The sequence below is a fragment of the Paenibacillus sp. HWE-109 genome (assembly GCF_022163125.1).
Lineage (GTDB): Bacteria > Bacillota > Bacilli > Paenibacillales > NBRC-103111 > Paenibacillus_E.
On record NZ_CP091881.1, the window covers coordinates 3,293,089 to 3,319,299 of the forward strand.

Genomic DNA, 26,211 nt, shown 5'->3' on the forward strand with positions numbered 1-26,211 from the left:
TCTTCTTCACCTCAAAAATGTATGAAACTAATTTTGCTCACTGGCCAGAAAATGACTTCTGCACGGCCAACAATTTTGTCGTAGGGTACGAAACCTACACTCTTTGCACGGCTATCTTTGGAATTCGGACGATTATCTCCCATAGCGAATATCTCGTTATCCGGAATTTTGGTTTCCGGGTAATCGGACAATGTATTGTAGGGATGTCCATCTTTATTAGCTTGTTCAATCGCTTCTTTGATGAAAGGCTGATCAATCTCTTGTCCATTAATGAAGACTTTGTCGCCCGTCACTTTCACTGTCTCACCTGGGAGCCCGATGACGCGTTTGATGTAATCCTTACCTTCCGGAGCGTGGAAGACGATAACCTCTCCCCGTTTCGGCGAGCGAATATCATACACAATTTTATTCACGATAAGTCTTTCACCGGTAGAGAAATTCGGGCGCATGGAATCTCCATCGACGATGAACGGCGAGAACAAGAACCAGCGAATGATAATCACAAGCACGCCCGCAATAACCAAAGCTTTAATCCATTCCCATGTCTCATTTTTAGCTGATTTTGCAGGCGCAGCAGCTGCCGCTGAGTCCTGCTCTATGTAAGGCTGATCCTGGTTCTTTTGTTCCATCACTGATTGCCTCTTTTCCAGTTTTGGTTTATGTCGTTAGATCTAGTATGCACAATGAAAATGAAAAGGAGACTTGCCTGAACAAGCCCCCCGTTTTTCTTATCGAATTTCTTTGATTCTTGCAGCTTTACCACGAAGACCACGCAGATAATAAAGTTTCGCACGACGAACTTTACCACGGCGAGCCACTTCAATCTTGTCAATCTTCGGAGAATGGAATGGGAAAGTTCTTTCCACACCCACACCGTAAGAAATTTTACGAACTGTAAACGTTTCGCTGATTCCACCGCCGTGGCGTTTAATAACAACACCTTCGAACAGCTGAATACGCTCACGTGTACCCTCGATAACTTTTACGTGTACTTTAAGTGTGTCTCCTGGACGGAAATTAGGAATATCCGTACGGAGTTGCTCTTTCGTAATCTCTTGAATAAGATTCATAGTTGACTCCCTCCTTCCACACAGGTGTTCATTCCGCTCATTCACAAAGTAGATCGTAGTTGTTATGCGTAGAGGACCACCAGACTCGAACTGTTGAAAAAATCACAACAGAATATATATTATCATAGATAAATAATAATATCAATAGAGAAGTTTTTGGCTATTCAACCTTTTGCTGCTGGGCATGCCATTCGGCAACCCATGCCTTCTCTTCTTTGGATAACTCTCTATCTACAAGCAAATCCGGGCGTCGTTCCAATGTACGGAACAATGATTCTTTCCTGCGCCATTTCCTTACATTCTCGTGATGGCCGGACATCAGCATTTCAGGTACTTCCCACTCTCTGAACTTAGCTGGCCGCGTATAATGCGGATACTCCAATAGACCTGTTGAGAATGAATCCGTCACAGCGGACATTTCATTGCCCAGCACACCAGGCAGGAGCCTCACTACGCTGTCTATAACAACCATAGCGGGTAATTCACCGCCTGTTAATACATAATCTCCGATGGAGAGCTCGTCCGTCACTAGATATTGCCGAATCCGCTCATCGTAGCCTTCGTAATGACCACAAATAAACACAAGATGTTGTTCGCTCGATAGTTCCTCCGCTTTCTTTTGCGTAAAAGGCGTACCTTGCGGACACATCAGAATCACACGCGGCTTTACCTGCTCTTCTCCCGGTTGTTCATGAACGGGCAGAGCTTCAACCGCGGCAAAAATCGGCTCAGGCTTCAAAACCATTCCGCCGCCGCCGCCGTAAGGATAGTCATCGACTGTATTATGCTTATTATTCGCATAATCACGAAAATTTACTGTATTCAACGAAACGATTCCTTTATCACGCGCTTTCCCCAATATGCTGGACGAAAAAACGCCATCAAACATCTCAGGAAAGAGCGTCAACACATCGATTCTCATTCTAGCAACCCTTCCATCAGGTGGATGCGGATTATTTTGTTAGCGACATCGACATCAAGGATTACATCATCAATGACAGGCAGTAATAGTTGCTTTCCTTTCGCCAAAGCTACGACCCACACATCATTAGCACCGGGTGTTAATACTTCCGACACTAAGCCTAATTCTTGGCCATCTTCCGTTATCACGTTGCACCCGATAATTTCGTGATAGTAATACTCTCCCTCATCGAGCGGTTGCTGCTGGGTGCTTTCGATTTTGAGAAGCGAGCCTTTAAATTTCTCTACCTCATTGATGTCTGTGAATCCTGCGAATTGGATGATAAACACATTTTTATGTAAGCGGGACGATAGCACCGTCACCGGCGTTTGCTTATTTTGAGAATCTACAATAATCAGCGAATTGCCTTTATCAAAACGTTCTGGGAAATCTGTTTCTGGAACTATTTTTAGTTCTCCACGAATCCCGTGGCTGTTTACAACTTTACCAATGGTGACCAGTTTTTCGCTCATATTCGCTTGCCCAACCTCCACATTAATTTACCTTCCAAACCATACAAGAAAAAGGCTAGGAACTAAATCCTAACCTACTTTCTTATGAAACGATTTCGACGGCTACCCGCTTCGTTTCTTTCACAGCTGCCGACGTGACCACTGTGCGGAGCGATTTCGCAATCTTGCCTTGCTTGCCAATCACTTTACCGACATCGTCGGGGTGAACAGACAGCCTGAACTCAATCTTGTCATCTTTCTCCACCACAGTGACACGTACTTCTTCCGGATGATCGACAAGTGCCTTAGCAATTACCGTGATAAGATCCTTCATGAACTCACCCTCCGAAAGATAACAGATTACTTCTGTAATTTCAGCTCGTGAAATTTAGTCATCAAACCTGCTTTTGAGAACAGGCTGCGAACTGTATCGGACGGTTGAGCGCCAGTTTGAAGCCATTTCAGCGCTTTTTCCTCATCAAGAGAAACTGCTGCTGGTTCTGCAATCGGGTTATAAGTACCGATTTCTTCAATAAAACGACCATCACGTGGGGAACGGGAATCCGAAACCACTACACGGTAAAAAGGAGCTTTATGAGCGCCTACACGTTTAAGACGAATACGTACTGCCATGAAAAATCACCTCCTACTTAGAATAAATAGCTTATTTAAAAGGGAAATTTAAATCCCTTGCCGAGCTTTTTCATACCTTTGCCGCCTTTAGGACCCATCATACCAGAGAATTGCTTCATCATCTTACGCATATCGTCGAACTGTTTGATGAAACGGTTAACTTCCTGAACGGAGTTGCCGCTTCCCATAGCAATCCGCTTGCGGCGATTTGCATTGAGGAGCTCAGGCTTGCGCTTTTCTTCCGTGGTCATCGACTTCACAATAGCCTCAACACGTGCCATTTGTTTATCGTCAACCTTCATATCCTTCATGCCTTTGATCTTGTTCGCACCAGGCAGCATATCCAAAATTTGATCCAAAGGGCCCATTTTCTTAACTTGCTCCATCTGATCAAGGAAATCTTCAAAGGTGAACTCGGCGTTGCGCATTTTGCGCTCCATCTCTTTCGCCTTATCCATATCAATTCCGGCTTGCGCCTTCTCAATCAGAGTAAGCATATCGCCCATGCCCAATATTCTTGAAGCCATACGATCCGGGAAGAAAGGTTCCAATGCATCCATCTTCTCGCCGCTAGCCACAAACTTGATCGGACAGCCTGTTACAGCTTTGACGGACAACGCAGCACCACCGCGGGTATCGCCATCCAGCTTCGTTAATACAACACCTGTCAGCTCAAGCTGCTTGTGAAAGCTTTCTGCCACATTGACAGCATCCTGACCTGTCATCGCATCGACAACAAGCAAAATCTCATCAGGTTCTACGGCAGTTCGTACATTCTTCAGCTCGTCCATCAAATTCTCATCGATGTGGAGACGACCGGCGGTATCGATAATGACGTAATCATTACCATTATCTTTGGCATGCTGAAGTCCGGCTTTGGCAATGTCGACCGGGTTCACTTGATCACCAAGCGCGAATACAGGCACTTGCAATTGTTCTCCCAGAACCTGAAGCTGCTTGATCGCGGCTGGACGGTATATATCACAAGCTACGAGAAGCGGTCTGTGGTTCTGCTTGAGCAGCATTTTGGCTAATTTACCAGAGGTTGTTGTTTTCCCTGCCCCTTGCAAGCCTGCCATCATAATGATCGTCGGCGGTCGATTCGAGCGTGCCAGTTTACTTTGTGTGCCTCCCATAAGAGAGGTAAGCTCTTTGTTAACAATATCGATAACAACCATGCCAGGTGTGAAGGACTTCAATACATCTTGTCCAATTGCCTGTTCCTTCACCTTAGCAATAAAGTCTTTCACCACTTTAAAGTTAACGTCCGCTTCGAGCAGAGCCAATCGAACCTCGCGAAGCGCTTCGCCTACATCTTCTTCAGTCAGCTTACCTTTGCTTCTCAGCTTGCCGAATACGTTCTGCAATCGGTTTGCTAATCCTTCAAATGCCATGCGCTTCACCTCCTGCCTCTGGACTTTATTTAATCTATCCCTACTATTGTATCAAAAAGCTCCGTCGTTTTCCTCTTTAGCTCAGGATCGCATTGATCCATCACTTGAATCAGTTCTGTACGCAGCTTCATGCGCTGTTCATGTTTATGTACTAGCTGCAGCTTGCCTTCATAATCCTGCAAGGTTAACTCTGCTCGTTTAATATGCTCATAGACCGCTTGGCGGCTTATTTCAAAGTTCTCAGCGATTTCTCCCAAGGAGTAATCATCGTGAAAATACAATTGGAGGAATGTTCTCTGTTTATCGGTCAACAGCGCTTCATAGAAATCAAACAGCAAGTTAATGCGATTCGTCTTCTCCAGCATCTGATCGATCTGATCGAGCGTCATAACTCCACCTCCGTAAAGGTTGCGCACTTGACACCAGCACAACAGAACCTATCATACTGAATTCCGAGATGAATGTCAAGCATTTGACCTTGTCAGTTTAAAAAACAAAAAATTCACCTCAAACCGCCGTGCGGTTGAGACGAATTTTGAGTTCCATAACAAGAATACCAGAATTAAATATCGGTTTCTTCCTTTTGCTCGCCAATCCATTTGCCAAACAAAGCATGAACAAATTGCTCTGAATCAAATGGCTGGAGATCATCCATTTTCTCTCCAAGTCCTACGAATTTCACCGGTAAAGACAGTTCCTGACGAATCGCTACAACAATACCGCCTTTCGCTGTGCCATCCAGCTTGGATAAAACCAATCCTGTAAGACCCGTTTTGTCGCCGAACAATTTGGCCTGGCTAAGCGCATTTTGCCCCGTTGTCGCATCCAAAACAAGAATAACCTCATGAGGAGCATCCGGTACTTCCCGCTGAATAACGCGATAAATCTTGTTCAGTTCCTCCATCAGATTCACTTTGTTCTGCAAGCGGCCCGCAGTATCGCATAACAGGATGTCGACTCCTCGTGTTTTGGCTGCTTGCACAGCATCGAACATCACCGCGGCGGGATCTGCGCCAGACTGTTGTTTGATGACATCAACACCGACACGTTCTCCCCAAGTCTCCAATTGTTCTATAGCCCCGGCACGAAACGTATCTCCGGCAGCCATCAGCACTTTTTTGCCTTGTGATTTGAACATGTGAGCCATTTTGCCAATTGTCGTTGTTTTGCCTACACCATTAACCCCTACGAACAAAATCACGGACAACCCGTTCGGATTCAGATTTAATCCTGCATCCGCATCCCCTTTCAACAGCTCAACAAGCTTCTCAGAAAGAATCGGTTGAAGTTCCGCCGGATTCTCGATTTTACGCTTTTTCACTTCAGCACGAAGCTCATTAATCAACTTCAAAACCGTATTCACACCTACATCGGCGCCGATTAGAATTTCCTCAAGCTCTTCATAGAAATCTTCGTCAATCTTCTTACGGCGACTAAATAAGTCATCTACGCGATCAACGAAGGCGTCCCTCGTTTTGGTTAGTCCTTCTTTAAATTTATTCGTAACAGCTTCGGCCTTGCTGGAAATACTATCTTTTAGTCGTTTAAAAAAGCTCATGGTTCCTCCTAGGAAATTAACTTGTCAACAGATTATGACGCAGAAACAACAGCTTCCTCATCCTCCAAACGCACTGAAACCAGCTTGGAAACTCCGCCTTCTTGCATGGTTACGCCGTAGAGCACATCGGCCTCTTCCATCGTTCCTTTGCGGTGTGTAACGACGATAAATTGCGTCATTTCCGAGAATTCACGCAAATATTCAGCAAAACGAGACACATTCGCTTCATCCAGAGCCGCTTCAACTTCGTCCAAGACGCAGAATGGCACTGGCTTTACACAAATAATCGAAAATAATAGCGCAATCGCCGTGAGTGCTCGCTCTCCACCGGAAAGCAGCTGTAGATTTTGCAGCTTCTTGCCAGGCGGCTGAGCTACGATTTCAATGCCCGTATCCAGCATATTCTCTGGTTCCGACAAAATCAAATCCGCTCGACCGCCACCGAACAATTTGGCAAACACAACACCGAAATGCGACCGAATCGCATCAAAAGTCGTCTTAAATCGCTTCGACATCTCTATATCCATTTCACGAATGACTTGATACAACGTTGTTTTCGCTTCGATCAAATCATTTTTTTGCGAATCTAGAAACTCAAAACGTTCAGACACACGCGCGTATTCTTCAATTGCGCCCAGGTTAACTTCTCCTAAGGAAGCAATTTCACGTTTGAGCTCACGTACTTTACTTTGGGTCCCTTGAATATCTTCCGGCACCGGGTAGCGATCTTTGGCTAGCTCATAGCTAAGTTCATAGTCTTCGGCCAGCTTTTTCAGCATATTCTCGAGCTCGACATCCAGACGAGTTACACGAACTTCCGTTTGGTGCAAACTCTCTTCAACCTGTTTTAGTTGCGTACGCTGGGCGCGAGTTTCATTCTCTTCCTGTTCAAGCTTATGTAGCCATTCCGTACGTTCAGCCCGTTTGAAATCGATACTTTCCGTACATTGCTGCTTTTTGAGCTTAAGATCGTTAAGCAATTCAACTTGCAGCACGGTCTCCTGCTCCAGTAAAGCCATATCTTGTTCCAGTTGAACAAGAAGCCCCCGGTTCATCTCCATCTCCCGCTCAACCTCTCCAAGATCCTGCTGCAGACGCCGCTGTTGGTCTTGCAGAGATTGCTTCTCTTGAGAAATCGATGCCACTTTAACTTTCAAATCTGTCAATTGGCTTTGGAGCTCTTCTTTTTCGGATTCACTGGCTTTTCTGGAGTTTTCAGCTTCACGAATAGCCTGCTGCAAAGAAGCCTCCTCCTGCTGAAGTTCAGCCAACATAGCTTCGGCCTCGGTTTTCTTGCGAGCCAAATCAGCCTTCTCTGCCAATAATGAACCTCGGTCTTGACTATCCTGGGAAAGCTGATCTTCGACTGTCCGGCTTTCGGATTCCAACGGGTTCAATTCTGCACGAACTTGCTGCTCGGTAATCCGTTTCTGTTCCCCTAGCTGGCGAAGCTGCTCAATCGTCATCATATCATCAGTAATCTCACGCTTCATCACACCGGATTGGCTGCGCAAACCGCTAAGCTGCTGCTCAGAGCTCTTGATTTCTTGATCCAATTCCTCGATCTGACGTTGGCGACCTAGCAGATTCGTTGATTTCTTCTGCAAGCTTCCGCCCGTCATCGAACCGCCGGGATTGACAACGTCACCTTCCAACGTGACAACACGGTAGCGGTATTGTGCTTTGGCTGCAATATGATTGGCATCCTCCAAGCTCTGGGCAACTACGACATTCCCTAATAAGCTTGAGAAAATATTCGTATACGTGGCATCAAAAGAAACGAGATCAACCGCAAGTCCGATAAAGCCTTTGGCAGACTTCAACGAGCTTAGCTCATGATCGCCAATTGAACGGCCCCGAATGACATTCATCGGCAGGAAGGTAGCCCGCCCCATTTGGCGGCGTTTCAAAAAGGCAATGGCTTCACGACCATCGGCTTCCGTTTCAACTACGATATTTTGCAAGGCACCGCCGAGCGCTGTCTCTATCGCTACTTCCACATCCGCTGGCACTTTGACCAGTTCGGCAATCGCGCCGCGAATTCCCTTCAAATCTTTGCGGGTTTTCGCTTTAAGGACTTCCTTAACCCCTTGCATAAAGCCATCATAGTCATTAGCCATTTCCTTCATGGTATCACGGCGGGAGGTTAAGGCATCCAGCTTTTGCTCCCATTTGCGGACCATTCCCTGCGCTTCATCCAATAAGCTTTGTTTATTTTTCAAGCTTTGGGTTAGCTGCACATACTGTTGCCTAACATCTTCAATTTCTTGGACGGTCTCATCCAGCTTAACCGTTAATTCCTGTTTGCGCAGTGTGATTTTCTCCCGCTGTTCGGACCACTTTTGGCGTTCTTCATCCAATCTCTCCAAACGGCGTGCAAGGCTCTCTGTCTGCTGCTCCGCATACCTAATTTCATTGCGCGCCTGGGCCATCCGGTTAAGGGTTTCCAACAACTCCCCTTTTAATTGATCTTCCGGCGATGAACTGATCCCGCCATTAACACCCAGCAAACGCTGCTCCTCAGCCGTCAGCTTGGCCTGAAACTCAAATAACTGTGCGCCAATTTGGATGATTTTCTCCCGCTGCTCACTCAGTTCGGCTTCTTTATCCAGCTTCCGCTGCTCTTGAACCGCAATCGTTGTGCTTAACTGCTGATGGTTCCCGACATAGTTTTTCTTACGTTCTTTGAGAACTTCGCCATGTCCTTCACACTTCTCGAAATCCTCGCTCAGCCCAAGCAGGCTTTCTTGCAATTTTTCCAACTCTTCTTCCAGTCGGCGCGTTTCCCAGCGATGCTTCTCCAGATGGGCATCATGCTGATTCACAATTGTGGAAAGCTCTGTTTGCTCTTTCGTCAGCTTTTCCAACTTTTGCGAAGCTTCATTCCACGAAAGATAAATCTGATCGATTTGATGGACATACATGGCAATCTCACTGCTCTTGAGCGTCTCGCGAAGCTCCTTATAGCGAATTGCCTTCTCCGACTGCTCGCGAAGCGGTTCAATTTGGTCCTCAAGCTCGGAAACAAGATCGTGAATCCGCAGCAAATTCTGCTCGGTTTCCCCTAATTTCTTCTCTGCTTCCCGTTTGCGTGATTTATATTTAACAATCCCCGAGGCTTCCTCAAAGATCCCCCGACGATCTTCGGATTTTGTACTCAAAATCTCTTCAATACGTCCTTGTCCAATAATCGAATACGCTTCTTTCCCAATTCCTGTATCCATGAACAATTCGGTGATATCTTTCAGACGGCAGGGCTGTTTATTAATTAAATACTCGCTCTCTCCGCTGCGATGCACACGGCGAGTTACCGTTACTTCATTAAAATCAAGCGGCAGCGACTGTGACGTATTGTCCAGCGTCAGTGACACTTCCCCATAGTTAACCGCACGGCGTGAATCACTTCCGGCAAAAATAACATCTTCCATCTTGCCGCCACGCAGAGATTTGGCACTTTGTTCACCCAGCACCCAGCGGATACCGTCTGAAATATTGCTTTTTCCGCTACCATTCGGACCTACAACTGCGGTGATACCGCGTACAAATTCCAACTCCGTCCGGTCTGCGAAAGACTTAAACCCGGATAATTCAATCCGTTTCAAAAACATGGTCTCACCTCAAAAATTATTGTAACATATCCCTTCTAAAAATAAGAGAGATAAAAACCAAAAAAGGCAGCCGCAGCTGCCTCCCTAGCTATATTCGTTATCGCTGAACGGTGACATTCAATTTCAACAAAGCTTGAGCTGCTGCTTGCTGTTCCGCCTCTTTCTTCGAACGTCCTGCGCCGGTTCCCAGCAGATCAACATCCATATACACCTCTGCAACGAACTCACGCTCATGAGCAGGTCCACGTTCATTGACAATCCGGTATTCCAATGAACCCATATTATGATGCTGTGTATGTTCTTGCAGTTGTGTCTTGTAATCGATCACAAGAAGCTTGCCTTCGCTGGAGATTTTGGTGAACACATGTTTATGGAGAAATCCTTTGACAACCTCGATCCCTTGATCGAGGTATAAGGCGCCTACGAAGGATTCAAATACATCGGCAAGGAGAGCCGGACGGGATCGCCCGCCCGTCAATTCCTCACCTTTGCCAAGCAAAACAAATGCGCCAAAATCCAAATCTTCAGCAAAAGTAACTAAGGACGGCTCACAAACAATCGAGGCTCTAAGCTTCGTTAATTCGCCTTCCGAACGCCCTGGATAAGAATCATATAAAAATTCTGAAACCGTTAGCTCAAGGACAGCATCGCCTAGAAACTCCAGCCGCTCGTTATCTTTGTGTCCAGCAATACGGTGTTCATTCACATAAGAGGAATGGGTAAATGCTTGCTTCAGCAATTCCGTCTTCCTAAAAGTGATGCCGATTTGCTTCTGCAGTACTTTGATATCACGATTCATTGCTTAACTCACCGCCCAGAGAGAATGATATTCCGTTATCTTTCTTCGTAGGAAGGCAAATTATGCTTCAAACCTTTTCAAGATAATGGTTGCATTGTGTCCGCCAAAACCGAATGAGTTCGACATCGCAATATCAACCTTCGCTTCACGAGCTACATTCGGTACATAATCCAAATCACACTCAGGATCTTGGTTGACCAGATTAATTGTCGGAGCAATCAAATTATTGGAAATTGTCAATCCGCATATTACGGCTTCTACCCCACCAGCAGCGCCAAGCAAATGGCCTGTCATGGACTTCGTCGAGCTCACCGCTACTTTGTACGCATGTTCACCTAGTGCTTTCTTAATCGCCGTCGTCTCGGATTTATCTCCTACCGATGTAGAAGTTCCATGAGCATTGATATAAGTGATGGATTCTGGCGCAATCCCTGCGTCCTTAATCGCTTTGGTCATACAACGTGCTGCCCCATCCGGATCCGGATCTGTCATATGATAAGCGTCACCGCTCATCCCATACCCGATTACTTCCGCATAAATACGAGCTCCGCGCTGCTGTGCATGCTCTAGTGATTCCAGAATCATGACGCCTGCGCCTTCCCCCATCACAAACCCGTCGCGATCCGTATCGAATGGACGGCTTGCCAGGTGCGGCTCTTCGTTGCGTGTAGACATCGCGCGCAGCGCGCAGAAGCCCGCAACCCCAATCGGCGTAATCGTCGCTTCAGCCCCACCGCAAATCATCACGTCGGCATCGCCGCGTTGAATCATTTTGAAGGAATCACCAATGGAGTGTGTCCCCGTTGCACAAGCGGTTACAGCTGTGGAATTAGGTCCTTTGGCTCCAGTCACCATCGAGATGTGACCCGATGCCATATTGGCAATCATCATAGGGATAAAGAATGGAGAAACACGCTTAGGCCCTTTTTCCAAAAGGATGCGATGCTGCTCTTCCCACGTATTCAGACCGCCAATACCTGAACCCACGGAAACGCCAACCCGTTCGGGATCCGTATCTTCCTTCACATCTAGATTCGCATCCTTGAGCGCATTGATAGCTCCAGCAACTGCGAATTGAACAAAGCGGTCCATCCGGCGGGATTCTTTACGATCCACATAGTTCTCAATATTGAAATCTTTCACTTCTGCCGCAATACGTGTAGGGTATTCGCTTACATCAAAATTCTCAATTAAACTAACCCCGGATTTACCGGAAGTCAGATTTCCCCAAAACGTTTCTAAATCTTGACCAAGGGCAGTAACTACGCCCATACCTGTAATCACAACTCTGTTCATATGTACCACCTTCTATGTAGAGAAACTTAATTTTTTGTTGTTCAAAATGGAGAGAAAGTCCCGTCTTGATTAGAAACGGGACTCGGTAGACTATTACGTATGAGATTTTATGTAATTCGTAACTTCTCCTACTGTCGTAATCTTCTCAGCATCTTCATCTGAAATTTCTAGATCGAACTCATCTTCTAATTCCATTACTAATTCAACTACATCGAGAGAATCAGCACCAAGATCTTCTTTGAAAGATGCTTCGAGGGTGACTTCAGCTTCATCAACCCCTAGACGATCGACTACAATTCGTTTAACACGATCCAATACGTCGGACATCCGGTTCACCTCCTCTTTGGTATTATACGAGAATCTTTGACAGATTGCCAGTAGGCAATTTCTAGATTCTCTTTCTGGCAAATCTTACATGTACATGCCACCATCTACATGAAGCGTTTGGCCTGTCATATAGGACGCATCGTCGGACGCTAAGAAGCGAACCACCTTTGCAATTTCCTCAGGCTGACCCAGACGTTCCAGTGGAATCTGCTTCAACATATGTTCTCGCATCTCGGCCGACAATTTGTCGGTCATATCGGTTTCAATAAAACCTGGAGCCACCGCATTCACGGTAATGCCTCGAGAAGAAAGTTCCCTAGCAGTCGCTTTGGTTAAACCAATGACGCCTGCTTTGGCTGCTACATAATTGGCCTGACCCGGGTTGCCGAGCACGCCAACTACAGAAGATATATTAATAATTCGACCGAATCGCTGCTTCATCATAGGACGGGTAACGGCTTTCACACAGTTAAATACGCCTTTCAGATTCGTAGCGATGACTTGATCGAACTCTTCTTCCTTCATTCGCATGATTAAATTGTCTCTTGTTATGCCAGCATTATTCACAAGAATATCAATTTTACCAAAAATCTCTACCGTTTGCTTGACTAAATCATCGGCTTCTTGAAAACTGCTGACATCAGCGCGCAATTTGACTGCCTTGCGGCCCATTGCTTCAATAGCCGCTACGACTTCGCCGGCAGCAGCCTCGCTTCCGGCATAGTTCACGGCAACATCCGCGCCATGCTCAGCTAAATGCAGAGCAATAGCCCGTCCAATACCTCGAGATGCCCCTGTTACCAGCGCCACTTTACCCGTTAGCATGTTTGTCATCAGTCTCCTTCATGTACTTCTCCAAAGCTTCTTGGCTTCCAATGGACACGGTTTTCACCGTTTTGTCGACCTTCTTGATAAGACCTGCGAGCACAGTCCCCGAGCCAAGCTCAACGAACGTGTCGACGCCTTGGCCGATCAAGTAAGCAATGGTGTCTTCCCATAATACAGGGGAAGACACTTGTTCAACAAGCAGACCGCGAATATCGCCGGGCTGCGTAACAGGGCGAGCCGTTACGTTGGCCACAACGGGTACGGCTGCATCGCTCATCTCAATGGACGCGAGCACCTCAGCGAGGCGCTCCGAAGCTGGTTTCATGAGCGAAGAGTGAAAGGGCCCGCTCACCTCGAGCGGTATGGCGCGTTTCGCGCCGGCTTCTTTGCAGCGTTCGACAACTGCTGCAACGCCCTCTTTGCTGCCCGAGACGACGATCTGTCCCGGGCAGTTCACATTGGCGAGCTCCACGACGGAGCCGCCGCTTGTGATAGCCGAGCATAGCTCCGCCAGCGCTGCGCGCTCGGCTCCCAGCACGGCTGCCATGGCACCCAGGCCGCCTGGGACGGCCTGCTCCATGAACTCGCCGCGGGCCCGCACGGTGCGGACCGCGTCTTCGAACCCGAGCACGCCGGCTGCGACGAGCGCGCTGTACTCGCCCAGACTATGTCCAGCGACATAGTCTGGTGTAATGCCCGCTGCCTTGAACGCTTCCAGACAAGCGATGCTTGTTGTCAGCAGCGCAGGCTGCGTGTGATACGTGATCTTCAACTGGTCCTCCGGACCCTCGAAGATCAGATCCGATAAAGAGAAGCCGAGCGCTTCATTCGCGCGGTCATAATACGCTTTGGCCGCAGGATGATTCGCGTACAAATCCTGCCCCATCCCGACAGACTGCGAACCTTGACCAGGAAAAACAAATGCTATTTTACCCATACGAGAAAAAAATCCCCTTTGGCGTTAAATTTTAAGATGAAGTTTATAAGGACTATGGAATGTTCGTGACTACCAAACCAGCGCAGATGCGCCCCACGTCAAGCCGCCGCCGAAGCCAACCAACACGATGCGGTCGCCCTCATTTAATCTACCCTGCTCAGCTGCTTCTGCCAGCGCTACAGGAATGGAAGCTGCGGACATGTTGCCGTATTTGTCTAAATTGATCATACATTTGTCATCCGTTAATTCCAAACGATTCAAGGAGGCTTGAATAATTCTCATATTGGCTTGATGCGGAACTAGCAAATCGATGTCCGCTTTTTCCCAACCTGCTTTACGCAAAGCTTCATCTGCCGCATTGCCCATAATTCGCACGGCAAATTTGAAAACCTCAGCACCGGCCATATAGATGTAATGCAGACGTTGGTCAATCGAAGATTGCGTAGCCGGATTACGTGAACCTCCACCTTCAATTTTCAGAAGAGGACCTCCCGTACCATCTGCGCCCAGCTCGAAGGATTTGAAGCCTCTCTCCTCAGGCACTTCACCAATGACAACGGCTCCCGCTCCATCCCCAAAAAGAATGCAGGTGTTACGATCCGTATAGTCTGTAATCCGGGATAAGCAATCTGCTCCAATCACGAGCGCATATTTATAAGTTCCCGTTGCGATGAAATTCGAAGCATTCGCTAGGCCATAGACGAAACCCGAGCAAGCGGCAGAAAGATCAAAAGCTGCTGCTTTCTTGGCGCCCAGCTTCTCTTGCAGCACACAAGCTGTAGACGGGAAAGACATGTCTGGCGTAATTGTTGCGACGATGATCAAATCAAGTTGATCCGCGGTAATGCCTGCGCTAGCCATCGCAATGAGGGAAGCCTCGTAGCATAGATCAGAAGTAGCTTGTCCTTCTGCTGCAATTCTTCTTTCGCGAATCCCTGTTCGGCTGACGATCCATTCATCATTCGTTTCGACCATGGTTTCAAGTTCTTGATTTGTTAATATACGCTCTGGTACGTATTTCCCCGTTCCGAGGACCCCAACTGGTATTAGATTCATGTTGTTATATCTCTCTTCCCATGGCTAATTTCGGCAGATATGGTGCCAACCAAATCATTCTGCAAGGCTATTCTCGCTTGACGAACAGCATTCTTAATGGCATTCGCATCGGAGGAACCATGACTTTTCAGGACTAGTCCATCAATCCCCAGAAACGGGGCCGCTCCATGCTCGTTATAGTCTAATTTTTTGCGGAATTGGGTAAGTCCTGGTTTCAGAACAGCCGCAGCCAGTTTGGTAAATAGCGATTTGGTAAATTCTTGTTTAAGTGCTGAGAAAATAGCTGAAGCCGCGCCTTCTAAGGTTTTCAGCATGATATTTCCGGCAAATCCATCACATACGATAACATCGCATTTGGCTCGCAGGACTTGTGAAGATTCCACATTTCCAACGAAATGAATAGGCGCTTGTTCCATTAAAGGATATGCTGTTTTCGTTAATTCATTCCCTTTGGCGGCTTCTGTCCCCACATTCAGCAGACCTACGCGTGGCTTGTTAATACCATGAACTTTGGCTCGGTAAATACTGCCCATTATGGCATATTGCACGAGTTGTTCCGGTGTGGCATCCATGTTTGCGCCCAAATCCAGCGCGAGCACGCCACTTCCATCCATGGTAGGAATCATTGGCGCTAACGCCGGACGTTCAATACCAGGAATGCGTCCTACGACAAGTAGACCTGTCGTCATTAAAGCTCCCGTATTGCCTGCGGAAATCATCGCCTCCGCTTCTTTCTCGCGTACCAGCCTTCCAGCCACTACCATGGAAGAATCCTTTTTGCGGCGAACAGCTTTCACAGGCTCATCTTCCGCTTCAATAACTTCTTCGGTGTGACGGATCGTTAGATTCGCCGGCCGCTCTGTGAGGTGAGCCTCAATCGCGGCGCTGTTGCCGACCAAGATGATATGTACATCCTTCCATTCCTTGGCCGCTGCGAGTGCACCTTCCACTACGATCTTAGGAGCATTATCGCCGCCCATTGCATCAATCGCGATCCGCATGCAGCTTGTCCTCCCTATCTAGATGCTCTTTCTTCGAATGAAAGATCACAAAATTGCCTCGAAAAACAGCCTCATCCCCAACATAAGAAGACACTTCAACTCTTGCTTTTCCCTTGGATACAGAGCGCACATAAGCTTTAGCAATGCATTTCTCTCCGAGCTTCACAGATCGTATAAAACGAATGTCTGCTGAAGCAGTCAGAGCTATCGGATCGTCGATGACAGCAACGGCCAAAGAGTTCGCTTGTGAGAATATATGATGTCCTCTTGCTATTTTGGTTCTTGAGAAAACATGATCTTCTTTAATTTCAAAAATCGAAATACCGCTTTGGTCCAGCTGTATATCGATAACTTCTCCAATAACTTCATCAATGGATAATGATCGAACTTGGTCATGCGTCTTGACCGCCATATGCTTCATTCGTTCCCGCAGCTCAGGAATACCTAACTCCAATCGATCTAATCGGACGGTCTGGATACTGACGCCAAACGTACGCATCAGTTCTTCGTCTGTCATAAAAGGATTGTCTTCAATCGCTTGAAGCAATTGCTGCTGCCTTTGTCGTTTAGGAAGGCGTTCGATGGTGAGCACCACCTTATCTCGTGAGATCTCATCTTATTACCAGATACTAAACTGTAGTATATTAAATTTACAACCAAAAAGAAAGCAAAAAAAATAGCACTTCACTTTTAAGATGAAGTACTATGTCCATTCTTATGCTTTTACGATCTCTCTGCCTTTGTAAGTTCCGCAAGATTTGCAAACGCGGTGAGCCAGCTTAAGCTCTCCACATTGTTCACATTTCACCATGCCTGGAACTTCCAATTTAAAGTGAGTACGGCGCTTGTCGCGACGGGTTTTGGACGTTCTCCTTTGAGGTACTGCCATATTCAAAACACCTCCTTATACGAATTTCCGGCGTTGCCTTATTCTTTGTTAAAAAAGTCCGCGAGACCTGCAAGCCGAGGATCAATTTTCTCCTGCTTACAGCCGCAATCACGTAGATTGCGATTCTCTCCGCACACGGGACAGAGACCTTTGCACGCTTCGTCACAAAGTGGTATGTACGGTAAACCAACCACTACATTTTCTACAACGTAAGGTTCCAAATCGACTTTATCTCCAACTACCAAATGGATATCCTCATCAAGATCAGGATCTTCCTCTTCTGGCTTCTGCATGAAGACTTCCTCAAAAGGAAGCTCGATTGTTTGATTGGTGTGCGATAAGCATCGTGAACAACTTAACTCCAAGTCTAGCGTTAACGTACCGTTAACTTTTGCTAATCCATCTTCATGCGTAGCTTGAAGATCGACACGTACAGGACCATAACCAAGGACATCGTGACGCCCTTCAAAAGGGGTCGTTAAGTTCATTGATTCCGTCATATGCACGGGCTGCCCTTTAAGAGCAAGCTCTCTAAATCGAATTTGCATGTTATTATCACCCCAAACAAACAAAGATTATTATATCCAGTCGCGAAGCTGCTTGTCAATTCAAAAATTTTATTTTTAGTTTATAAAACCTATTTAGAAGGCAGATCCGCTAGAAATTTCAGAGCATCATCCATCGTGCCAATTTCAACGATTTTCATCTTCGTCTTAATTTGCTCAGCTCTGTGAACGGCATCCGAGTAATTATTAACCTTAGTCCCATCTTTATAGGTCACATCTTTGGGCGCGAAGAAATAATCGGCTTTTTCACGATCTGCCGCAATAATTTTATGCTCAATTCCGCCAATTGGACCTACGGTGCCATCCGTTTCAATCGTCCCAGTCCCAGCGATCCTGTATCCTTTGGTAATATCCTCTGGCAAAAGTTGATTGTAAATTTCCAAGGAAAACATCAAACCTGCCGATGGACCGCCAATCTCTCCAGCCTTAATCGTCACTTGCTGATCGGCTTGATCGGCTTTCACAGACTGCATATCTGCCGGAACAACACCTAGGCCCGCTCTCGCCTCGCCCTTATCCCCTTCTTGCTGTGGGAGTGTGCCTAAGACTAAGGTGGCTTGCTGCTCCACTTTCTGCCTCTTATAAGTGATTGCAACGGAATCCCCTGGTTTTTTACCTTTGAGCGAGTCCAGCAAATCTTGAGCGACCTTCACTTCTTTATCACCCGATTTCAACAGCACATCCCCTGGTTTGAGAACCTTTTCGCCCGCTAGGCCAGGCAATGTCTGAAGCACCAAGACACCCTCGTGGCTGATATGGAAGGGAACCTTGGCATGCGTATACGCGGCTTGAATAGCATTCGCCTGTGAAGTTAGCATGACATATTCTTGACGCTGGGTGTATTCCTGCTCGGACTCTCCTTGTTTCAATACACTTCGTTTAGGCTGAATCTCCTCATAAGGATGTAGAAGACCTACTATATAATTAACCACATTGGCGTCGGCGACGCGCACCGTGGTCAGCATCAGTGTCCCTTTCTCGGTATCCGATCCTTTCGCTACAGTAACCATGGGCTTTATTTCTTCTGCTGTTCCCGGCATAAAAATAAAAAATGGCAGCCTTACAAAAAACAACAAATAAACGATTACTACGCCAACAATCGCTGAAAGTAAGTACCTTCTAGTCGCTGATACTCGTGGATAACGGTAGGAATCATTCGACCAAGTGCGTACACTCTCATCTTCATTTTCCATGCAAGTTCCTCTCTCTCGATGACTAATCTTTGGCCTCTTCTGACCCGTTGGCAAGCAAAGCTTGGTCTAAACCCTCAACTTTCCGCGTACAAATGAAAGCATATTTGAAGGATGAGGTGATTCTATGCAGCCTATGAATACAAGATCCAATTCTAAACTTACGACACTGGTATTAGGGTCTTTGGCTGCCCTAACGGTTGTGTCTGTTATTCTATTCCCGGACAAGGCCTTCCAATCCTCCCTTGAAGGACTAACGATATGGTGGAAGCTCGTGTTTCCGGCGATGATGCCTTTTCTAATTATGACTGAACTGTTAATCGGTTTCGGCGTTATCCAAGGGGCAGGCGTTCTGTTAGAGCCGCTAACAAAAACTATCTTTCGGCTGCCAGGTGTAAGCGGTTGGGCTTTAGCCTCCGGACTTATTGTAGGTTTTCCTACAGGAGCCAAAATTACAGCTTCCTTGCGGGAAAAAAATCTCATCACACGGACCGAAAGCGAACGTTTAACAGCTTTGTCCCACCTATGCAGTCCGCTCTTCCTCATTATCGTCGTAGGGGTCGGGTTCCTCAACAGCGCCAAACTTGGCATCGTGCTTGCCGTTATCCATTACGGGTCAGCCCTTCTAACCGGTATTGCAATGAGATTATTCCGGAAAACGGGCTCTCTTACTACCGAGTCTGCTGAGCTTGAACCGGCAGAATCGAAATTCGCCAATCGGTCGACCCCAGTTATGAAACAAGCCCTCTTCACGATGCGTCACGCCTATTTGCATGATGGACGCGCCTTAGGCAAACTGCTTGGAGATGCCGTGACCGCCTCCGTGCAAACTTTAATGCTCATCGGCGGCTACATGATGATTTTCTCAGTCCTGATCAATGTCATTCATATTTCTCAGCTCACAGCTGCGCTGCGCCCTGTCACTCAAGCCATGCTTCAATTGATCAATATCCATACAGACACCACACCGCAGTGGGTTACAAGCGTTCTTGAGATTCATCTCGGCGCCTATGCATGGAGCCAAACCCATGGTCTCTCCCTGCTAGCACAAATAGCGCTAATTAGCGCATTTCTGGGTTGGGGCGGTCTCTCTGCCCATGCGCAGGTTGCTGGGTTGCACCAACAAACAGACGCTCGCTATAGCTTCTTTTTGCAATCCCGTATCCTTCATGCTGTGCTAGCCTTCACACTTACACTTCTGTTATGGAAACCATTGCAACTGCTTTTTACAGACACAGAACCTAGCTTTCTTTGGTTGAACACAACAGCAGCCCACTCCACCGCGTCCACCTTCCCGCTTAACGGAGAATCGGCCTGGAGTCTCTGGGGACCTATGCTGGCTCAATTTATTCTTTTGTTCCTCATCATGCTTGCCATTTCAACAGTCATAAGAGCTTTCCGTAAGAAAGCCCTATAACTACAACACTTCATTTAATTATCTTTAGGAAATTTCAACTTGAGTGCCTCTTCCACTTCCACAGGGACTAAATCTTCAACGGGTCCATGAAATCGAGCAATTTCCTTTACAATACTTGAGCTCAAATAAGAAAACTTAGGCTTAGACGTCATAAAAAAAGTCTCAACATCCGAGTTCAACTTATGATTCGTAGATGCCATTTGCAGCTCATATTCAAAATCCGAAACCGCCCTAAGCCCACGTACAATCAAACGCACATTGCGTGCTTTCATATAATTGACCATCAAATCTCTAAACCCATCCACCTCTACATTGGGCAAATCCTTGGTCACTTGGCGAATGAGGTCCATCCGCTCCTCCAGCGTGAATAAGGGGTTCTTGGACGTGTTGTTGAGAACCGCTACGATTAACTTATCAAAAACTTTTGCTGCTCTATGTATGATATCAAGATGCCCATGCGTAACCGGATCGAAACTGCCTGGATAAACGGCTATCGTTCTTCCGTGTTCTTGCTTCATCATGCTGTCAACTCCTCTTTCTTCTTATCCCTCGATGGATCGTGTGTAAATCGTTACCGCCGTGTCTCCGTAGTCTGCTCGCCGCATTAGTTTGAAACTGCCGATGTCAGCTTGCAAGACATCCTTGGCATCGTGTTCCACCACGATCGTCGCATTGGCTTCCGCAATAGCCTGCTCCTCCATCGTGCTAATGAGATCCGCAATAAACTTCATTTTGTACGGAGGATCAAGGAAAACCAGCGCAAACCGCTGTTCCCGCTTCGCTAAAGCTTTCAGTGCCCGAGTGGCATCTGTTCGATAAATCTCAGCCTGGTCCTTCAGACCTGCTGTCTGTAGATTGTGTTGGATCGTGTCGATGCTCTTCTTCTCGATGTCGATAAACACACCCTTATCCATCCCGCGGCTAAGCGCCTCGATCCCTAGTCCACCGGTGCCGGCGAATAGATCAAGTACTTGTCCTCCATCAAAATAAGGACCGATCATACTGAAGATGGCCTCTTTCACTTTATCCGTTGTTGGCCGTGTGCTTGTACCAGGTACAGCTTTTAACGACCTGCCTTTGGCAGTGCCTGAAATTACTCTCATCTAACGTACTTCCCTTTCTAGCTGGCTCATTCTTTTGCTATCGTACCACAAGCTCTAATCCGACACAAAAAAATTATACGCATAATGTATAAATTTCCTGTAAAACGGTCATCCTTGAACTATCGACATCAGAGAATGTCGTAGACAACCGCGGAGAAGACTTACGTTTCCCCATAAGTTCTTCGTCCGGTTTCTCCTCTCCCATGAGACGGCCTGTAAAAGGGCCGTCGTAATTATTTAATGGTAGTTTGTTTAAAACCCTTATAATAGTAATAAAAGCCTTGAGAGGGATTTCCCTTCAAGGCTTTTGGAGTTTCAAAAATTTAACAAGTACATAAAAATCTAAAAGTCCTTTAGAATAGCTCCTTGATAATTCCTTTATAAATTTTATCATCAACTTCGATTAAGCTTCTCGTACCATCTTTGAACTGAATGGCAATTGTATAAGCCCCTTTGTTCTTTGCCGATAGTCCTGCTAGTAAACCAACTGGTCCGACAAGAAAATTGCCGATAAGTCCTCTGCCCACAGCACTAATAGCACTTTTAGTTATGTCTTCATTTATGACTTCATAATCTTCTACAGTATCTTTATCGATAATAATTTTCTTAGTAAATCCTAAAATTATACCAATATAACTGACAGTAGAAATAACATATTTCCCCGTGTACTCTCCTGCAATAACCTTGTTCTGTGCCCCCATGTGCTCTCCTCCAAATTTAACAAACTAGCAAAACCATATTAACATATTAACCCAAGAGAATTAAAAGAAATTTCCTTCCTCATACTTCAGCACTTTATTGCCTTGCGTACTTAATCGATTCAGCCTCAGTGTTCTAACTTTAATCAGAAAGTTCTTTAAAAGTAGCTGTTATTTTAGTTAGATCCGCTCTGGAATTCTCAATACTCTTAGCTGCAGACCAGAAAGTCATCTGATAGAAATAGTTTTCTGTTTCAACAAATGTCAGTAAATATGCGGCATTAATATGATTGACTACACCAGTAATTTCTAATTGTTTAGCTTTGTGACCATCTATAATTAGATCAGTTTTTGAAACTACTTTTAAATTATCAATTATTTTCTCGTCATTCATTTGCCCTATTAATAATTCACTGTAGTCTAAGACGGTGAATTTATCAGAAAACCCCGTTTTCGATTCGGACATTATACCAAAAAACTGCATCGGATCAGTTGTATTATTAACAGCACCGACTTTGAATAATGGGTTAATTTTGGCAATAAAACTATCATTCCTAGTCCAAGTTGATGGTAATGATATTTGGAATTTTTTATCTTTGGATACAACCAAAAAATCTCCTGCATTCATTTCATTTTTTGAGCCTATGGTCGCAGTTCTTGTGCTGTCATCCCATTTAACATTTAAACCTGTAGCTTCCACAACACTTCTCAAAGGTAGATAAGTATTTCCTTCGTAGTTAATTGGGGTCAGCACTTTCCCTTTTTCATCCTTTGCATTGAATGGAACTCCGTTCACAATTAACCTAATTCCATTATCCAAATAAGCAGTGATTTCCTTCAGGGTTGTACTCGCTGAGACCCCAGACACATTTCCCAACGTAAAAATAAGTAGTGCTCCTAGAAACATTACTTTTTTGCTTTTTAAAAAAGTATGCATTTCACTTCTCCTTTTATGGTTATAATTTCCTATATGACAAATTCTGCATATAGTTCAGATATCCTCCTTTATTAGCTTCTTTAGATCCGCGTGCAATGCCGGCCTGAATGATTTTACGTTCTCAAATAAAATAACGCCTAATAAAAAGGCTTTATCTAACTATTGTTCTACGAGGAAGCCTAACAAAATTAATCAGCATAGAAAACAACTTTAACTATTGAAGTGTTAGACAATTTATCATGTAACTCATTGATTAATCCATGATAAACCATAGCTACATTTACTTTATAATTTAAAAGGTCATCCGCTAATTTCCTTAGTTCATCCCCATCAAATAACACATCTTCATAGTAATCACAAAGTCTACTTAAATAGAGAAAACTTCTGTATCTATTTTCTTTTTGATAAAATATAGCCTTATGCAAATCATCATTAATAGGAAAAAAGTCTATCATAATATTATTACTATCAAACATATGACCATCTAAAGCCATGTACCCAACCCCCGATTTTTTTCATCATCCATAAAAACGCTTCTTAATGATCCATTTGCTCGCTAATAGCTCCAGCACTTTCTGCGAAGTATGAACATATTTTGTAACATCGCTTTAACGATTGTCATGTCCCCTCAGACCAGGATCGGCTGCAACACGCCGTGTTAACTGATACTTCCTACCAAAGAACGATAGATATGATCGTCCATCACATTTAGAGGATTCCAGCCATTAGGTTTTACTAGTTCTATTTGTATTGTTTCGATTTTCAAATAAATTTCCCTCTTGTGATATGTCAGATTTCAGGTAAAAGAAAAGCACCTGTTAGGGTGCTTAGGCAACTTGAAGTACACACGAGCACTTCTCCGGCTTTTTCTAATTAGTTTATAAAATTAGTTTTATTTATATTATTATATTCTTCAACTAATTGTTTATAGACCCCGTCCTTTTTTCGTAACATCCACTCAAATAAGGTTTTAACGTCTTCGAATATATACGGTTTGACTCTATAGGGAATGGCTTTTAAAGTAATTTCATCATCGACTAAATGCTCATAGAACCCCACACAAATAGCATTATGTAAGTAATGACTTCGTCTGTATTGATTAAAACACCATTCAGCGTAATCATAGATTTTATCAAGATCTTCTGAGTTATTATTCTTATGTGAAATAATTACTCTTTCTCTCAATTCAAATATTACTGAATAAATATTCTCATCACCATGTGTGAAACTATGTCTTATGTCATAAAATAATTCTAACGCCTTTCTTCTCCATGCACTCACTTCGCACCCTCCTTAATCTTAAGCAATCCTATAAGGAATAGGCTACGTTATTTTGTTATCTGAGCTATTGCAAGCAGAGCAAGTCTGCCTTAAGAAATAAAATTCACTATCTATATTTACCAAATGTTGAAATGACTTGATCGAAAGCGTCTTTATTGTCATCACTGTATTTATTTTTTGCAATAAATACTTCTATCGTGAAGTACTCTTTTGAATTGTTGCTTTCTAAGAAAGCTACCTTAGTGCGAGAATCCGGTTCTTCATAGTCAATATAAGTGCCTTTTAAATCTCCTACATTCATCTCCTTAATTTCTATAATTTTTGAATACTGTTTAATTTCTTTGGCTTTCATTGAAATAATATCCTTGAAATTTTTATTGTCAATTGCTGTAGTCTCAAATAAAACACCCATATACCAGTTGCTATAAATTTTCTTAACATTAGTAATATAAGTTGGGCTCCATAATCCATCGACATTAATTTTAATTCCGCTTGTATCTGTAGAATTAGCAAGTACAATTGAATCCTTTTCTAATGATGCTATTCTTTTCTCCTCGTCCCACTTTACTTTCATCCCTGTCGCTTCTGCCACTGAACGTAGAGGTAGATATGTGCTTCCATTATAGTTTATCGCCTCTAATTTGTTTCCTTCTGAATCCTTTAATGCAAAATCTGTTCCGTACAATTTTATTTTGACGCTATGATCTAGATATGCGGAAATCGATTCTAATACTGAGTCTGCCTTAACTCCAAGCGAGCCTCCAAGTACAAATGCAAAAGTAATAGAAGATACAATAGCAATTTTTTTGAGTTTCAAATTCATCGTCCTTTTATTTTATGATTATCTAGTTATTCAACCCGAACTTTTATTCCCCTTTAATTTAATTGAAATTTTATAATTTCTTCCATCAATTCCAAATACAAAAACCTATTCCACAAGGAATAAGCTATTCTGCGAGTCTTTCGATATTTTCTTCTGAGCCCTTGTCACACAAACCTCCATACTTCCTTTACTCACCCCTAGCATGCCGGCTATCTCACTAAACGGAAAGCACTCTCCATACGACAGTGCATAGCATTCTCGCTCTCGATCGCTAAGCATGGACAACGCATCTTCAATCTAAAATCTCCGCCGCTCAATCGTCCATTCACAATCAGCAACCATCTCATTAATAATTCGTCGATCAGCCAGGGCCAATAGGATCACAATTCCTGCAGGGCCGTATTGCTCATCCACCTATAAGTTCAATTTGAATTAGTAGCTTCTCTAGCTTTTGAACAATGGTTTGATTGGGCATTCTCCCCCTCTGCAATAGCGTTTGCTAAACTAGGTCTTAGGGGCATGTTACTCCGCCGAGCGTTCAAACTTAGTAAAGGCTGCTTTATGAAGCATCTCAATACATGTAGCGCAAAGACTAAGCCCAGCTTTTCTCCAGTGAAAATAGATATTTGTTTCAATGACCTTCTCACAACAAATGCAACTCTGGATAGGAACCTCGTCACACAGAAATTCATCGATTTTAAATGGAGTTGGCATAGCTCTCTCCACCCTAAGCAGAAATTACTTTCAAGTCCTTGTTATTTCGATGAAGTATGTGTAATTCAGTCGATAAGCTTTTCATAATCAACCACTCTTTAGGATCTAAATTGGATGCGATAATCGCAACTATTTTTTGCTGACTTGTTGGCTTTTTTCCATTCTTCATAACGTTTGCCTCCGATCGTCTCTCAAATAATTAATTGGACATTTTGCCCGTACAACCGTAAATCCCGGATAAGCAGTGGGAAAATACGCAATAATCTGTTTCGTAAAATCAAGTGGATCCGTATCAAACAACTTCTAATTCGTATATTTACTCCAGACTTAATAAGTGGCGCACCACCATCGAGCTCATTCATGCCACTTTAACATCAATGCCGACGTCTGTATTATCGAAGTAAATTTTTTGTTTAAAAAGAGCCTGAGCTTCTTCAATATGTGTAATAACCAAGACTTTCTTGAAGCGATCTGCAACCGCCTTAATGGATTCCAAAGCGAGTCCACGGTGTTTAAGCATCCTAGGAACCCAATCCCTCATCAATCGTCAGCCATTCAACTTCACTGCCGTCGCGTTGTGTTAATAGTTCAGCGGAGCAAACCGAATGGCATCTTCGACGTGGAACTGCTCCCCACCATAAACGTTTCATATGGCCGCTCAGACTTCCACTCA

32 protein-coding genes are annotated in these 26,211 nt (G+C 44.7%); 1 reads left to right on the forward strand and 31 read right to left on the reverse strand.

The annotated features are described in order from the left end of the window. Positions 1 to 11: 11 nt before the first annotated feature. The 21 genes from lepB to LOZ80_RS13730 form a co-directional block, all read right to left on the reverse strand. Positions 12 to 629 carry a signal peptidase I gene (lepB, locus tag LOZ80_RS13630; RefSeq protein WP_443147025.1) on the reverse strand — a complete coding sequence of 206 codons (618 nt, stop codon included), beginning with the start codon at positions 627 to 629 and terminating at the stop codon, positions 12 to 14. A 99-nt stretch (positions 630 to 728) separates the two neighbouring features. After that, complete coding sequence (gene rplS, locus LOZ80_RS13635; protein ID WP_028558249.1) at positions 729 to 1,070, reverse strand: 50S ribosomal protein L19; 342 nt, start codon at positions 1,068 to 1,070, stop codon at positions 729 to 731. Between the two features lie 160 nt (positions 1,071 to 1,230). After that, complete coding sequence (gene trmD, locus LOZ80_RS13640) at positions 1,231 to 1,992, reverse strand: tRNA (guanosine(37)-N1)-methyltransferase TrmD (RefSeq protein ID WP_238171927.1); 762 nt, start codon at positions 1,990 to 1,992, stop codon at positions 1,231 to 1,233. Next, the gene (gene rimM / locus LOZ80_RS13645) at positions 1,989 to 2,504 is read right to left on the reverse strand and encodes a ribosome maturation factor RimM (RefSeq protein WP_238171928.1); all 516 of its coding nucleotides are present in this window, start codon (positions 2,502 to 2,504) and stop codon (positions 1,989 to 1,991) included. The genes trmD and rimM overlap by 4 nt, the downstream gene beginning before the upstream one ends. 82 nt (positions 2,505 to 2,586) lie before the next feature. After that, a complete protein-coding gene (locus LOZ80_RS13650; RefSeq protein ID WP_079408680.1) occupies positions 2,587 to 2,817 on the reverse strand; it encodes a KH domain-containing protein in 231 nt (76 codons plus the stop codon). Positions 2,818 to 2,843: 26 nt separating this feature from the next. Further along, positions 2,844 to 3,116 carry a 30S ribosomal protein S16 gene (rpsP, locus tag LOZ80_RS13655; protein ID WP_238171929.1) on the reverse strand — a complete coding sequence of 91 codons (273 nt, stop codon included), beginning with the start codon at positions 3,114 to 3,116 and terminating at the stop codon, positions 2,844 to 2,846. Positions 3,117 to 3,151: 35 nt separating this feature from the next. Further along, positions 3,152 to 4,510, reverse strand: a complete 1,359-nt coding sequence (ffh, locus tag LOZ80_RS13660; protein WP_189012839.1) for a signal recognition particle protein — start codon at positions 4,508 to 4,510, stop codon at positions 3,152 to 3,154. Positions 4,511 to 4,539: 29 nt separating this feature from the next. Further along, positions 4,540 to 4,899 (reverse strand): putative DNA-binding protein, encoded by a 360-nt coding sequence (locus LOZ80_RS13665; RefSeq protein WP_238171930.1) that lies wholly within the window; start codon positions 4,897 to 4,899, stop codon positions 4,540 to 4,542. 173 nt (positions 4,900 to 5,072) lie between these two features. After that, entirely contained in the window at positions 5,073 to 6,068 is a 996-nt protein-coding gene (gene ftsY, locus LOZ80_RS13670) for a signal recognition particle-docking protein FtsY (protein ID WP_238171931.1), read from the reverse strand. Between the two features lie 32 nt (positions 6,069 to 6,100). Beyond that, positions 6,101 to 9,676, reverse strand: a complete 3,576-nt coding sequence (gene smc, locus LOZ80_RS13675) for a chromosome segregation protein SMC (protein WP_238171932.1) — start codon at positions 9,674 to 9,676, stop codon at positions 6,101 to 6,103. A gap of 97 nt (positions 9,677 to 9,773) precedes the next feature. Continuing rightward, a complete protein-coding gene (rnc, locus tag LOZ80_RS13680) occupies positions 9,774 to 10,475 on the reverse strand; it encodes a ribonuclease III (RefSeq protein ID WP_238171933.1) in 702 nt (233 codons plus the stop codon). A 60-nt stretch (positions 10,476 to 10,535) separates the two neighbouring features. Continuing rightward, a complete protein-coding gene (gene fabF, locus LOZ80_RS13685; RefSeq protein ID WP_238171934.1) occupies positions 10,536 to 11,771 on the reverse strand; it encodes a beta-ketoacyl-ACP synthase II in 1,236 nt (411 codons plus the stop codon). Between the two features lie 93 nt (positions 11,772 to 11,864). Beyond that, positions 11,865 to 12,098 carry an acyl carrier protein gene (gene acpP, locus LOZ80_RS13690; protein ID WP_028558238.1) on the reverse strand — a complete coding sequence of 78 codons (234 nt, stop codon included), beginning with the start codon at positions 12,096 to 12,098 and terminating at the stop codon, positions 11,865 to 11,867. Between the two features lie 84 nt (positions 12,099 to 12,182). After that, a complete protein-coding gene (gene fabG, locus LOZ80_RS13695) occupies positions 12,183 to 12,923 on the reverse strand; it encodes a 3-oxoacyl-[acyl-carrier-protein] reductase (protein WP_238172979.1) in 741 nt (246 codons plus the stop codon). Next, positions 12,910 to 13,863, reverse strand: coding sequence for an ACP S-malonyltransferase (gene fabD, locus LOZ80_RS13700; RefSeq protein ID WP_238171935.1), 954 nt, complete (start codon positions 13,861 to 13,863; stop codon positions 12,910 to 12,912). Before fabD ends, fabG begins: the two co-directional genes overlap by 14 nt. Before the next feature lie 69 nt (positions 13,864 to 13,932). Beyond that, complete coding sequence (locus LOZ80_RS13705; RefSeq protein WP_283214762.1) at positions 13,933 to 14,919, reverse strand: beta-ketoacyl-ACP synthase III; 987 nt, start codon at positions 14,917 to 14,919, stop codon at positions 13,933 to 13,935. Beyond that, positions 14,916 to 15,920, reverse strand: a complete 1,005-nt coding sequence (gene plsX / locus LOZ80_RS13710) for a phosphate acyltransferase PlsX (RefSeq protein ID WP_238171936.1) — start codon at positions 15,918 to 15,920, stop codon at positions 14,916 to 14,918. Before plsX ends, LOZ80_RS13705 begins: the two co-directional genes overlap by 4 nt. Next, a complete protein-coding gene (gene fapR / locus LOZ80_RS13715) occupies positions 15,904 to 16,515 on the reverse strand; it encodes a transcription factor FapR (protein ID WP_238171937.1) in 612 nt (203 codons plus the stop codon). Before fapR ends, plsX begins: the two co-directional genes overlap by 17 nt. A gap of 120 nt (positions 16,516 to 16,635) precedes the next feature. Continuing rightward, a complete protein-coding gene (gene rpmF / locus LOZ80_RS13720; protein WP_029195321.1) occupies positions 16,636 to 16,809 on the reverse strand; it encodes a 50S ribosomal protein L32 in 174 nt (57 codons plus the stop codon). 38 nt (positions 16,810 to 16,847) lie between these two features. After that, a complete protein-coding gene (locus LOZ80_RS13725) occupies positions 16,848 to 17,357 on the reverse strand; it encodes a YceD family protein (RefSeq protein WP_238171938.1) in 510 nt (169 codons plus the stop codon). 89 nt (positions 17,358 to 17,446) lie between these two features. After that, positions 17,447 to 18,568, reverse strand: a complete 1,122-nt coding sequence (locus LOZ80_RS13730; protein WP_238171939.1) for a SepM family pheromone-processing serine protease — start codon at positions 18,566 to 18,568, stop codon at positions 17,447 to 17,449. A 124-nt stretch (positions 18,569 to 18,692) separates the two neighbouring features. Here LOZ80_RS13730 and LOZ80_RS13735 point away from each other — a divergent pair, with 124 nt between their 5' ends. Continuing rightward, positions 18,693 to 19,982, forward strand: a complete 1,290-nt coding sequence (locus tag LOZ80_RS13735; protein WP_238171940.1) for a nucleoside recognition domain-containing protein — start codon at positions 18,693 to 18,695, stop codon at positions 19,980 to 19,982. Positions 19,983 to 19,996: 14 nt separating this feature from the next. Here the strand turns inward: LOZ80_RS13735 and coaD are convergent, their stop codons facing one another. The 10 genes from coaD to LOZ80_RS13785 all read right to left on the reverse strand — a co-directional run bounded on the left by coaD (position 19,997) and on the right by LOZ80_RS13785 (position 26,058). Beyond that, a complete protein-coding gene (coaD, locus tag LOZ80_RS13740) occupies positions 19,997 to 20,500 on the reverse strand; it encodes a pantetheine-phosphate adenylyltransferase (protein ID WP_443147065.1) in 504 nt (167 codons plus the stop codon). 24 nt (positions 20,501 to 20,524) lie between these two features. After that, positions 20,525 to 21,085 carry a 16S rRNA (guanine(966)-N(2))-methyltransferase RsmD gene (gene rsmD / locus LOZ80_RS13745; protein WP_238171942.1) on the reverse strand — a complete coding sequence of 187 codons (561 nt, stop codon included), beginning with the start codon at positions 21,083 to 21,085 and terminating at the stop codon, positions 20,525 to 20,527. A 353-nt stretch (positions 21,086 to 21,438) separates the two neighbouring features. Next, complete coding sequence (locus LOZ80_RS13750; protein ID WP_238171943.1) at positions 21,439 to 21,786, reverse strand: hypothetical protein; 348 nt, start codon at positions 21,784 to 21,786, stop codon at positions 21,439 to 21,441. Positions 21,787 to 21,925: 139 nt separating this feature from the next. After that, on the reverse strand, positions 21,926 to 22,720 hold the full coding sequence (locus LOZ80_RS13755) for a stalk domain-containing protein (protein ID WP_238171944.1): 795 nt from the start codon (positions 22,718 to 22,720) through the stop codon (positions 21,926 to 21,928). 188 nt (positions 22,721 to 22,908) lie between these two features. After that, positions 22,909 to 23,214: a hypothetical protein gene (locus LOZ80_RS13760; RefSeq protein ID WP_238171945.1), complete on the reverse strand. Its 306-nt coding sequence runs from the start codon at positions 23,212 to 23,214 to the stop codon at positions 22,909 to 22,911. A gap of 379 nt (positions 23,215 to 23,593) precedes the next feature. Further along, on the reverse strand, positions 23,594 to 24,001 hold the full coding sequence (locus LOZ80_RS13765) for a DUF7674 family protein (protein WP_238171946.1): 408 nt from the start codon (positions 23,999 to 24,001) through the stop codon (positions 23,594 to 23,596). A 106-nt stretch (positions 24,002 to 24,107) separates the two neighbouring features. Beyond that, positions 24,108 to 24,818, reverse strand: a complete 711-nt coding sequence (locus LOZ80_RS13770) for a stalk domain-containing protein (protein WP_238171947.1) — start codon at positions 24,816 to 24,818, stop codon at positions 24,108 to 24,110. Positions 24,819 to 24,929: 111 nt separating this feature from the next. Continuing rightward, entirely contained in the window at positions 24,930 to 25,109 is a 180-nt protein-coding gene (locus tag LOZ80_RS13775; protein WP_337951019.1) for a sigma factor-like helix-turn-helix DNA-binding protein, read from the reverse strand. 442 nt (positions 25,110 to 25,551) lie between these two features. Continuing rightward, positions 25,552 to 25,707 carry a DUF6906 family protein gene (locus tag LOZ80_RS13780; RefSeq protein ID WP_238171949.1) on the reverse strand — a complete coding sequence of 52 codons (156 nt, stop codon included), beginning with the start codon at positions 25,705 to 25,707 and terminating at the stop codon, positions 25,552 to 25,554. Positions 25,708 to 25,896: 189 nt separating this feature from the next. After that, positions 25,897 to 26,058 (reverse strand): hypothetical protein, encoded by a 162-nt coding sequence (locus tag LOZ80_RS13785; RefSeq protein ID WP_238171950.1) that lies wholly within the window; start codon positions 26,056 to 26,058, stop codon positions 25,897 to 25,899. Between the last annotated feature and the right edge of the window lie 153 nt (positions 26,059 to 26,211).

Bases quoted from the DNA above. Each gene is read 5' to 3' on its own strand.
- lepB (WP_443147025.1), bottom strand. From the start codon at position 629: ATGGAACAAAAGAACCAGGATCAGCCTTACATAGAGCAGGACTCAGCG.
- rplS (WP_028558249.1), bottom strand. From the start codon at position 1,070: ATGAATCTTATTCAAGAGATTACGAAAGAGCAACTCCGTACGGATATT.
- trmD (WP_238171927.1), bottom strand. From the start codon at position 1,992: ATGAGAATCGATGTGTTGACGCTCTTTCCTGAGATGTTTGATGGCGTT.
- rimM (WP_238171928.1), bottom strand. From the start codon at position 2,504: ATGAGCGAAAAACTGGTCACCATTGGTAAAGTTGTAAACAGCCACGGG.
- LOZ80_RS13650 (WP_079408680.1), bottom strand. From the start codon at position 2,817: ATGAAGGATCTTATCACGGTAATTGCTAAGGCACTTGTCGATCATCCG.
- rpsP (WP_238171929.1), bottom strand. From the start codon at position 3,116: ATGGCAGTACGTATTCGTCTTAAACGTGTAGGCGCTCATAAAGCTCCT.
- ffh (WP_189012839.1), bottom strand. From the start codon at position 4,510: ATGGCATTTGAAGGATTAGCAAACCGATTGCAGAACGTATTCGGCAAG.
- LOZ80_RS13665 (WP_238171930.1), bottom strand. From the start codon at position 4,899: ATGACGCTCGATCAGATCGATCAGATGCTGGAGAAGACGAATCGCATT.
- ftsY (WP_238171931.1), bottom strand. From the start codon at position 6,068: ATGAGCTTTTTTAAACGACTAAAAGATAGTATTTCCAGCAAGGCCGAA.
- smc (WP_238171932.1), bottom strand. From the start codon at position 9,676: ATGTTTTTGAAACGGATTGAATTATCCGGGTTTAAGTCTTTCGCAGAC.
- rnc (WP_238171933.1), bottom strand. From the start codon at position 10,475: ATGAATCGTGATATCAAAGTACTGCAGAAGCAAATCGGCATCACTTTT.
- fabF (WP_238171934.1), bottom strand. From the start codon at position 11,771: ATGAACAGAGTTGTGATTACAGGTATGGGCGTAGTTACTGCCCTTGGT.
- acpP (WP_028558238.1), bottom strand. From the start codon at position 12,098: ATGTCCGACGTATTGGATCGTGTTAAACGAATTGTAGTCGATCGTCTA.
- fabG (WP_238172979.1), bottom strand. From the start codon at position 12,923: ATGCTAACGGGTAAAGTGGCGCTGGTAACAGGGGCATCTCGAGGTATT.
- fabD (WP_238171935.1), bottom strand. From the start codon at position 13,863: ATGGGTAAAATAGCATTTGTTTTTCCTGGTCAAGGTTCGCAGTCTGTC.
- LOZ80_RS13705 (WP_283214762.1), bottom strand. From the start codon at position 14,919: ATGAATCTAATACCAGTTGGGGTCCTCGGAACGGGGAAATACGTACCA.
- plsX (WP_238171936.1), bottom strand. From the start codon at position 15,920: ATGCGGATCGCGATTGATGCAATGGGCGGCGATAATGCTCCTAAGATC.
- rpmF (WP_029195321.1), bottom strand. From the start codon at position 16,809: ATGGCAGTACCTCAAAGGAGAACGTCCAAAACCCGTCGCGACAAGCGC.
- LOZ80_RS13725 (WP_238171938.1), bottom strand. From the start codon at position 17,357: ATGCAAATTCGATTTAGAGAGCTTGCTCTTAAAGGGCAGCCCGTGCAT.
- LOZ80_RS13730 (WP_238171939.1), bottom strand. From the start codon at position 18,568: ATGGAAAATGAAGATGAGAGTGTACGCACTTGGTCGAATGATTCCTAC.
- LOZ80_RS13735 (WP_238171940.1), top strand. From the start codon at position 18,693: ATGCAGCCTATGAATACAAGATCCAATTCTAAACTTACGACACTGGTA.
- coaD (WP_443147065.1), bottom strand. From the start codon at position 20,500: ATGAAGCAAGAACACGGAAGAACGATAGCCGTTTATCCAGGCAGTTTC.
- rsmD (WP_238171942.1), bottom strand. From the start codon at position 21,085: ATGAGAGTAATTTCAGGCACTGCCAAAGGCAGGTCGTTAAAAGCTGTA.
- LOZ80_RS13750 (WP_238171943.1), bottom strand. From the start codon at position 21,786: ATGGGGGCACAGAACAAGGTTATTGCAGGAGAGTACACGGGGAAATAT.
- LOZ80_RS13755 (WP_238171944.1), bottom strand. From the start codon at position 22,720: ATGCATACTTTTTTAAAAAGCAAAAAAGTAATGTTTCTAGGAGCACTA.
- LOZ80_RS13760 (WP_238171945.1), bottom strand. From the start codon at position 23,214: ATGGCTTTAGATGGTCATATGTTTGATAGTAATAATATTATGATAGAC.
- LOZ80_RS13780 (WP_238171949.1), bottom strand. From the start codon at position 25,707: ATGAAGAATGGAAAAAAGCCAACAAGTCAGCAAAAAATAGTTGCGATT.
- LOZ80_RS13785 (WP_238171950.1), bottom strand. From the start codon at position 26,058: ATGCTTAAACACCGTGGACTCGCTTTGGAATCCATTAAGGCGGTTGCA.